This window comes from Phormidium sp. FACHB-1136, from assembly GCF_014697375.1.
Taxonomy (GTDB): Bacteria; Cyanobacteriota; Cyanobacteriia; order Phormidesmidales; family Phormidesmidaceae; genus Nodosilinea.
In genome coordinates this window covers 24,495-32,201 of the sequence record NZ_JACJRS010000065.1, presented here as the reverse complement: position 1 = coordinate 32,201, position 7,707 = coordinate 24,495, and the positions used below count along the sequence as shown (strand labels likewise).

At 58.9% G+C, this 7,707-nt stretch carries 5 protein-coding genes; 2 read left to right on the top strand and 3 right to left on the bottom strand.

Features of this window, described 5'->3' with window-relative positions; genetic code table 11:
• The first annotated feature begins 147 nt into the window (after positions 1–147).
• Positions 148–429, top strand: coding sequence for a hypothetical protein (locus H6G62_RS17810; protein ID WP_190497568.1), 282 nt, complete (start codon positions 148–150; stop codon positions 427–429).
• A 51-nt stretch (positions 430–480) separates the two neighbouring features.
• On the opposite strand, the gene H6G62_RS17805 is transcribed toward H6G62_RS17810, so the two are convergent.
• Positions 481–1,872, bottom strand: coding sequence for an NAD-dependent malic enzyme (locus H6G62_RS17805; protein WP_190497566.1), 1,392 nt, complete (start codon positions 1,870–1,872; stop codon positions 481–483).
• A gap of 455 nt (positions 1,873–2,327) precedes the next feature.
• Here H6G62_RS17805 and ftsH2 point away from each other — a divergent pair, with 455 nt between their 5' ends.
• Positions 2,328–4,214: an ATP-dependent zinc metalloprotease FtsH2 gene (gene ftsH2, locus H6G62_RS17800; protein ID WP_190497564.1), complete on the top strand. Its 1,887-nt coding sequence runs from the start codon at positions 2,328–2,330 to the stop codon at positions 4,212–4,214.
• A gap of 162 nt (positions 4,215–4,376) precedes the next feature.
• Here the strand turns inward: ftsH2 and H6G62_RS17795 are convergent, their stop codons facing one another.
• Together H6G62_RS17795 and H6G62_RS17790 are read right to left on the bottom strand one after the other, a co-directional pair.
• On the bottom strand, positions 4,377–6,959 hold the full coding sequence (locus H6G62_RS17795) for an EAL domain-containing protein (protein WP_190497562.1): 2,583 nt from the start codon (positions 6,957–6,959) through the stop codon (positions 4,377–4,379).
• A complete protein-coding gene (locus H6G62_RS17790; protein WP_190497560.1) occupies positions 6,952–7,623 on the bottom strand; it encodes an MEDS domain-containing protein in 672 nt (223 codons plus the stop codon). The genes H6G62_RS17795 and H6G62_RS17790 overlap by 8 nt, the downstream gene beginning before the upstream one ends.
• Positions 7,624–7,707: the final 84 nt, after the last annotated feature.

Here is a 7,707-nt window from a genome sequence, read left to right as displayed (position 1 = left end):
ACGCCTCAAACTCTTGTCCCGTCAGTCCGGTCAAACGGCATAGCATCCGAGACTTCGTCCGCAACTCGGCATAGGTCATTTTCATGGGTTCTACCTGGTCGCTGTTCCTGCTATTGACTCTACTCACTCAATTTCCGATAAGGTTTAATGACCTCGGTATCGAGATTCGTATCGCTCACTACCCCCCCCTACACCTCCAAGTACAACCCCATCGAGCATCGCCTGTTTCCCCATGGCTCACGAGCTTGTCAAGGCATGATCTTCGACCGGGTTCAGACAGTTCGAGACCTCATCGCCCGGACGACGACACGAACCGGACTGAAGGTGTTGGCCGCCATTCTCGACAAGCCCTACCAAACCGGGCGAAAGGTGGCCAAAGACTTCAAATCTACGATGTCCATTGTCTTTGATGATGCCCTGCCACAATGAAACTACACTGCCGTCCCAGAAGTACAGGTTATTTAATCCACATTCCTAAGGCTATTTGTGGGCCACCCCATCCACACGGGCGGCGTGTTTGACGGCGGAGGCGACGGCACTGGCGACGCGATCATCAAATACGGAGGGGATGATGTGATCGCGGTTGAGTTCCTGGGGGCTGACCAGATCGGCGATGGCTAGGGCGGCTTCTAGGTACATGGAGGGGGTGATCTCACGGGCGCGGCAGTCTAGGGCACCGCGTAGGACGCCGGGGAAGGCCAGCACATTGTTGATTTGGTTGGGGTAGTCGCTGCGTCCGGTGGCCATCACCGCCACTTTGTCGGCCACTAATTCGGGCTGAATTTCGGGGATGGGGTTGGCCATGGCAAACACGATGGGATCCTTGGCCATGGATTCCACCATGGCCACAGACACCACCCCCGGCGCACTCACGCCCAGGAAAATATCGGCCCCCACCATGGCATCGGCTAGGGTGCCAGAGTCCTCTACGGCAACCTCTCGTTTTTGGGGGTTGAGGTCGTCGCGGCTGTGGGAGAGGATGCCCTTGGAATCGCACAGGACAATGCGGCTGGCCCCTGCCCGTTGCAGCAGCTTGGTGATGGCCACCCCGGCAGCCCCGGCCCCGTTGATCACCACTTTGACCGTGGGCAGGGTTTTGTTCACCAGCTTCAGGGCGTTGATCAAGGCCGCTAGGGTAACGATGGCGGTGCCGTGCTGGTCGTCGTGGAAAACGGGAATATCCAGTTCCTTGCGCAGGCGGGCTTCGATTTCAAAGCAGCGGGGGGCGCTGATGTCCTCTAGGTTGACGCCGCCAAACACCGGGGCCAACTGCTTCACGGCGGTGACAATGGCGTCGGTGTCCTGGGTGTCTAGGCAAATGGGGAAGGCATCTAGTCCGGCAAACTTCTTAAACAACAACGCTTTGCCCTCCATCACGGGCAGGGCTCCGGCGGGGCCAAGGTTGCCCAAGCCCAGCACGGCACTGCCATCGGTGACAATGGCAATGGTGTTGCCCTTAATCGTCAGGTCAAACACCCGGTCGGGATGTTCGGCAATTTCCAAACACACCCGCCCCACCCCAGGGGTGTAGGCCATGGCTAGATCGTCCTGGTTGTTGAGCTCCAGCTTGCTTTCCACGCTGATTTTGCCGCCCTCGTGGATTTGGAAGGTGCGATCACAAATCTCTAGAATCTCAATGTCTTCAACGGCCTTGACCGCATTCACAATGTCCTCCACATGGTCTTCGCTGGAGGCATCGACATGGAGTACCCGAACCAGACTATGGCGGCTGCGGCTGATCAGGGTTAAGTCGCCGAGGTTGCCCCCGGCATCGGCAATGGCCTGGGTGATGCGGGCCAACATCCCCGCCCGGTTGGGAATTTTCAATCGCAAACTGAGGCTGTAGCTAGAGTTCGGGGTCAGTTGTGCCATGCCAAAACCTTTAGACAATCGCTGGGATGAACGCTATGCACGCAGGCGTTACGTAGGGAATCTTAAGCCCAATTCACCGTCCCGTGCCAAGATCTCCCGACCCAACACAGCGAATGACAAGCTTTCTTGACGTGACGGCCAGCGCCTTGTGGGAGCCTAGAATGGAGGGGCCAGACTGGCTTGTGAGTCCGGTTCAGAGCGCCCGATCGGCCTGGGAAATGCTGCCTTTTCATCAACGCTACACCCCCCACCTCGGTGGGTCTGGGGCTGGTTTCTGGGCCAAAGGTCAAAAATCAGACCAATCTCCAGGCCATCGTTTGCCCCAGTTCCGCAGGTTACGTTAAATTAAGTAAAGATTTCGTCTCATACTTTGATTTAGTCAACGCCGATAAATCTGTGCAAGTCAAATCTGTACAAGCCGAATCATTGCAAGTCGTGAATAGAGGCCATTGGTTATGAAATTTTCTTGGCGAGTCGTCCTACTCTGGACCCTGCCGTTGTTGGTTGTAGGGTTCTTCCTGTGGCAGGGGGCCTTTTCCGGTGCTCCGGCTGATATGGGTCGCAACGCGGCCAGCACCCGCATGACCTATGGCCGCTTTCTTGACTATCTGGATGCCGGACGGGTGACAGCGGTGGATCTGTATGACGGGGGCCGCACCGCTATCATCGAAGCCGTCGATCCTGAGCTTGACAACCGCTTGCAGCGCTGGCGGGTGGATCTCCCCGGCAACTCCCCCGACCTGGTCAGCCGCCTGCGGGAATCCAACATCAGCCTAGATTCTCACCCCCCCCGCAACGATGGGGCGCTGGTGGGTGCCCTAGGCAATCTGCTGTTCCCCCTACTATTGATTGGTGGATTGTTCTTTTTGTTCCGTCGCTCTGGCGGTGGGGCGGGTGGCCCTGGCCAAGCCATGAGCTTTGGCAAATCCAAGGCCCGCTTCATGATGGAAGCCAAAACCGGGGTCATGTTCGACGATGTGGCCGGGATTGACGAAGCCAAGGAAGAACTGCAAGAGGTGGTCACCTTCCTGAAGAAGCCTGAGCGCTTCACCGCTATCGGTGCCCGCATTCCCAAGGGCGTGCTGCTGGTTGGCCCTCCCGGAACTGGGAAAACCCTGCTGGCCAAGGCCATTGCCGGGGAAGCCGGGGTGCCCTTCTTCTCCATCTCTGGCTCTGAGTTTGTGGAAATGTTCGTTGGTGTGGGTGCCTCCCGCGTCCGCGACCTGTTCAAAAAGGCTAAGGACAATGCCCCTTGCATCATCTTTATCGATGAAATTGACGCCGTGGGTCGTCAGCGGGGCGCAGGCATCGGCGGCGGCAACGACGAACGGGAACAAACCCTCAACCAATTGCTGACCGAAATGGACGGCTTTGAGGGCAACACTGGGATTATCATCATCGCCGCCACCAACCGCGTCGATGTGCTCGATTCCGCCCTGCTGCGTCCCGGTCGCTTCGACCGTCAGGTGACGGTGGATCCCCCCGATATCAAAGGCCGCATCGAGGTGCTGGAAGTCCACGCCCGCAACAAAAAGCTGGCCGAGGACATTTCCTTGGAAGCTATCGCCCGCCGCACTCCCGGTTTCACCGGGGCCGACCTGGCTAACCTGCTGAACGAAGCCGCCATTCTCACCGCCCGCCGCCGCAAGGACGCCATCACCATGGCCGAAATTGACGCTGCCGTGGATCGGGTCATCGCCGGGATGGAGGGTACCCCCCTGGTGGACAGCAAGAGCAAGCGCCTGATTGCCTACCACGAAATTGGCCATGCCATCGTCGGCACCCTGGTCAAAGATCACGACCCCGTGCAAAAGGTGACGCTGATTCCCCGTGGACAGGCCCAAGGCTTAACCTGGTTCACCCCCAGCGAAGAGCAAATGCTGATCTCCCGCGCCCAAATCCTGGCCCGCATTACCGGAGCCTTGGGGGGCCGTGCCGCTGAGGACGTGATCTTTGGCGATGCCGAAGTCACCACCGGGGCCGGAAACGACCTCCAGCAGGTCTCAAACATGGCCCGCCAGATGGTGACGCGCTTCGGGATGTCTGACCTGGGGCCGCTGTCCCTAGAAAGCTCCCAGGGCGAAGTGTTCCTCGGTCGCGACTGGCTCTCCCGCTCGGAATATTCCGAGGAAGTGTCCTCCCGCATCGATGCCCAGGTGCGCGTCATCGTAGACCAGTGCTACGAAGAGGCCAAACGCCTCATGCGCGACAACCGGGCGCTGATTGACCGCCTGGTGGATCTGCTGGTGGAACGGGAAACCATCGACGGCGACGAACTGCGCCAAATCGTGTCGGAATACACCGTCGTCCCCGATAAGCAGCAGTTTGTACCCCAACTGTAGGGTGTCTAGGCCGATGTAGTCTGGTTGACTCCATAGTGCAGAAAGGCTCGTCTACCCAGGCGGGCCTTTCTTTATGGCCAATTCATCCTGAATCCGGCTCGCTTACCCCCGGTATTATCCGTGGGCGAGGAGACCTCGTCCCTACGGTTGGAGGTAGCGAGGCTAGAAGCGGTGGCTGAGGTGTCCCAGGGCTTTGAGGTAGCCCAGCAGCTCCCGTTGAATCTGGCGGACTTGTTGAATGTTGGCCTTGGTGAGGGATTCGTTGAGGGGCTGACTGGGGCGGCGCTGACCCAGTTGGGCGAGGGTTTGATAGAGATGTTGGGCCTTTTGGAAATGGGGGTGCTGGCCATAGCGTTGTTTGCCGGGGCCATGGAACCAACGTTCTAGGCGTAGGGAGGGGCTAGCGGGGAGGGGAGGGCCGCAACGTGGAACCGTTTCCTGGCGCAGGGCGGTGAGGGCTTTGATCCAGGCGGCAATTTCGAGATGGGCAAAGAGCAGGGGCCAATCATCGTGGTTGAGGGGGTGCTGACGCTGCCATGTAGGGGCGGCATGCCAGTCCTCCAGCCAAGCCAGCAGATCCACAGCGGGCATGGGTCGGGCAATGCTGTAGCCCTGGGCGAGTTCGCAGCCGAGTTGCAGGAGTAGGTTGCCGTGGGCCAGGGTTTCTACCCCTTCGGCCACCACTTGCCGCTGAAAAACCTGGGCTAGGTCAATCACGCCTTCGATGATAGCCAGGTCTTGGGGGTTCACCAGCATATTGCCGACGAAGCTCTGATCGATTTTGACCTGGGCCGCAGGCAAATGCTTCAGGTGAGCGAGGGAGGACGGCCCCGTGCCGAAGTCATCCAGGGCAAACTGCACCCCCATCGCCTGACAGGCTTCCATCACCTCGGCGATGTGGTCGAGATCTTTCAGGGCACTGGTTTCTAGCACCTCAAGTTCTAAATGGTGGGCCAGGGAGGCCGGGTAGTTAGCTAAGCGACAGTTCAGGCGGGCCATGAAGTCGGGTTCTTGTAGGTGTTGGGTTCCTAGGTTCACACTCACCGTGAGGGGTAGGCCCGCCCCGTGCCACTGGGCCAACTGGGCCAAGGCCGTTTCCAAGACCCATTCCCCGACATCGGTGGCGAGGGGATGTTCGGCCAGGGCGGGGAGAAACTGTCCCGGCAGAAGCAGCCCTTGGTCGGGGTGCTGCCAACGAATGAGCGCTTCAACCCCTAAAACCTGGCCCGTGCCCATGTTGACCTTGGGTTGGTAGTAGAGCACAAACTGATCCTGCGCGAGAGCCTGCCGGATCTGATCGAGGCTGGCATGGCGATGGCGGTCGCTGCGGGCGGCTTCGGCATCGAACAGGTGGTAGCGGTTTTTGCCAGACAGTTTGGCCTGGTACATAGCCTGATCGGCCTGTCGCAGGAGTTGGTCGGCGTCAATGGCCTCGGGTTGGGGATAGAAAGTGGCTCCCAGACTGGCCGAGACTTGCAGGGTTTCGGAACCCCACCGCACGGGCTGGGCCGCCGCCGCCAGCAGGCGATGGAAAATGGGCTGGCTGGTGGCTAGGGTGCCCGTATTGATCAAGACCGCCACAAATTCATCCCCCCCCAACCGAGCCAGGGTGTCCTCCTCCCGCAGCACGCCAGCCATGCGATTGGCCACTGTAATCAACAAATAATCCCCAGCTTCGTGACCGTGGGAATCGTTGATTGCTTTAAAGCCATCGAGGTCGATGTAGGCCACCGTGATCGGCTGATGCTGGCGCATGGATTGGGCCATGGCTTGGTGCATCCGGTCGGCCAGCAGGGTACGATTTGGCAGGTTCGTGAGGGCGTCGTAGTGGGCGATATGTTCGAGTTCCTGCTGATGAATTTTTTGCAGGGTAATGTTAGAAAACAGGGCCACATAGCGCTGGGTTTGGCCCTTGGCATTGCGCACGGCGCTAATGGTCAGCATTTCGGCATAGATCTCGCCATTCCGGCGGCGGTTCCAAATCTCACCGCACCAGTGGCCCTGATCGATGAGGCTGCGCCACATGGCCCGATAAAAGGTGGCATCTTGTAGGCCCGACTTGAGCAGGCGGGGATTGCGGCCTAGCACTTCCTCGCGGGAATATCCGGTGATGTGGGTGAAGGCGGTGTTCACCTCTAGGATGGTGCCCTGGGCATCGGTAATCAAAATGCCTTCGCGGGCGTGGGTAAAAACGCTGGCGGCCAGCTCCAGTTCTTCGTTGCTGGCCCGGAGTTCCTGCTCCAACTGTTGGCGTCGGGCCACCTCAGCGGTTAATTCCTGGGTGCGCTCCTCCACCCGTTCCTCTAGGTGGGTCAGCAAATCCTGAAGACAGCGGTTTTTTTCAGAGATATCCCGAAAAAAAGCTCGGTTTTCCAGCACCGTAGCCACAATATTGGCAATATTGCTGACATAGGGTCGATAGACCTGAAAGGCGTTCTCATCCTCTAGTTCCAAGCGCAGATCGCCATACCGATGGCGAGGGCTACTGAGGGGAAAGGTCTGTTGAGAAAAAACGATGGGGGCGCAGCCACAGGGCTTGGGAACCTCTGGGCCGAGGTTGGGATAGGTAATCCCCTCCACGCACAGGCTGGCCTGGGCCACCCCCGGTATTCCCTGTAGGGCGGCCCCCAAAAAGACGGCCATCGCCCCTGGATCGGGCAGCACCTCCAACATGCTGGGAATCACCAACAGGCGACCTAACACATCGGGTCGGGCCGAAACAGGGGCAGAGGCAGGGTTAGCCATTGAGGGGCAATCCGTGGCGGGTCAGGAACTCTTCGGGAGGGAGGTAGTAGGGGTTGCGGACGATTTGGCCACGCACCACCATCATCGGATGCACCTGAAGAATCTCAAACAGGGTGGCCCCATCAAACCGATTGGCATCGTACTGACAAATCGCCGTAAGGGGATGGGTTTCCATCAGCAAGTTGAGGCGCGACTCGTACTCCACCAGTTCTTCGGCCCCGGTAATGTGGGGAGACAGCGCCCAGGACATTTCCCCCGTCACCCGCACATTCGGCCAATGGTGCTCTTGGCAGGTGTGATGGAGGGCTTTGAGTCGGCGAATCATCTCCTTGGCCGTAAAGTGGCCATCGGGGCAATACACCGTATGGGCGGGGCAGAACATCACATGGTCTCGGTGGCTGGCATCGGGGGGATGAATGCCAATAGACAGGAGGTATTCTTCCAGCAAGTCAGCATTATCCAGGTCGGCAAAATAGCCCACCAATTCCTCACTGGTAATGCCGCTGTTGGTATAACGGGCGATCACCTCGCGCCGTTCATCCTCATCGTTGAAGATGTAGCACATGTGGGTATTGGCCGGAAAGGGCTCCGCCGTAAACCCCATGTCGATAATTGGGCTGGTCGTGGGATCGGAACGGGGCACGGGCCTGACGGTAGTAGTCATAGGGATTCTCCTTGCCCAGCGGCAAAGCACCCAAGCTGCCTCGAACGCTGGGTCGAAATATAGTGTTCTACTAAAAGATTGCCC

Excerpts from the sequence above, each read along its gene's own strand:
- H6G62_RS17810 (WP_190497568.1), top strand. The coding sequence starts at position 148 with ATGACCTCGGTATCGAGATTCGTATCGCTCACTACCCCCCCCTACACC.
- H6G62_RS17805 (WP_190497566.1), bottom strand. The coding sequence starts at position 1,872 with ATGGCACAACTGACCCCGAACTCTAGCTACAGCCTCAGTTTGCGATTG.
- ftsH2 (WP_190497564.1), top strand. The coding sequence starts at position 2,328 with ATGAAATTTTCTTGGCGAGTCGTCCTACTCTGGACCCTGCCGTTGTTG.
- H6G62_RS17795 (WP_190497562.1), bottom strand. The coding sequence starts at position 6,959 with ATGGCTAACCCTGCCTCTGCCCCTGTTTCGGCCCGACCCGATGTGTTA.
- H6G62_RS17790 (WP_190497560.1), bottom strand. The coding sequence starts at position 7,623 with ATGACTACTACCGTCAGGCCCGTGCCCCGTTCCGATCCCACGACCAGC.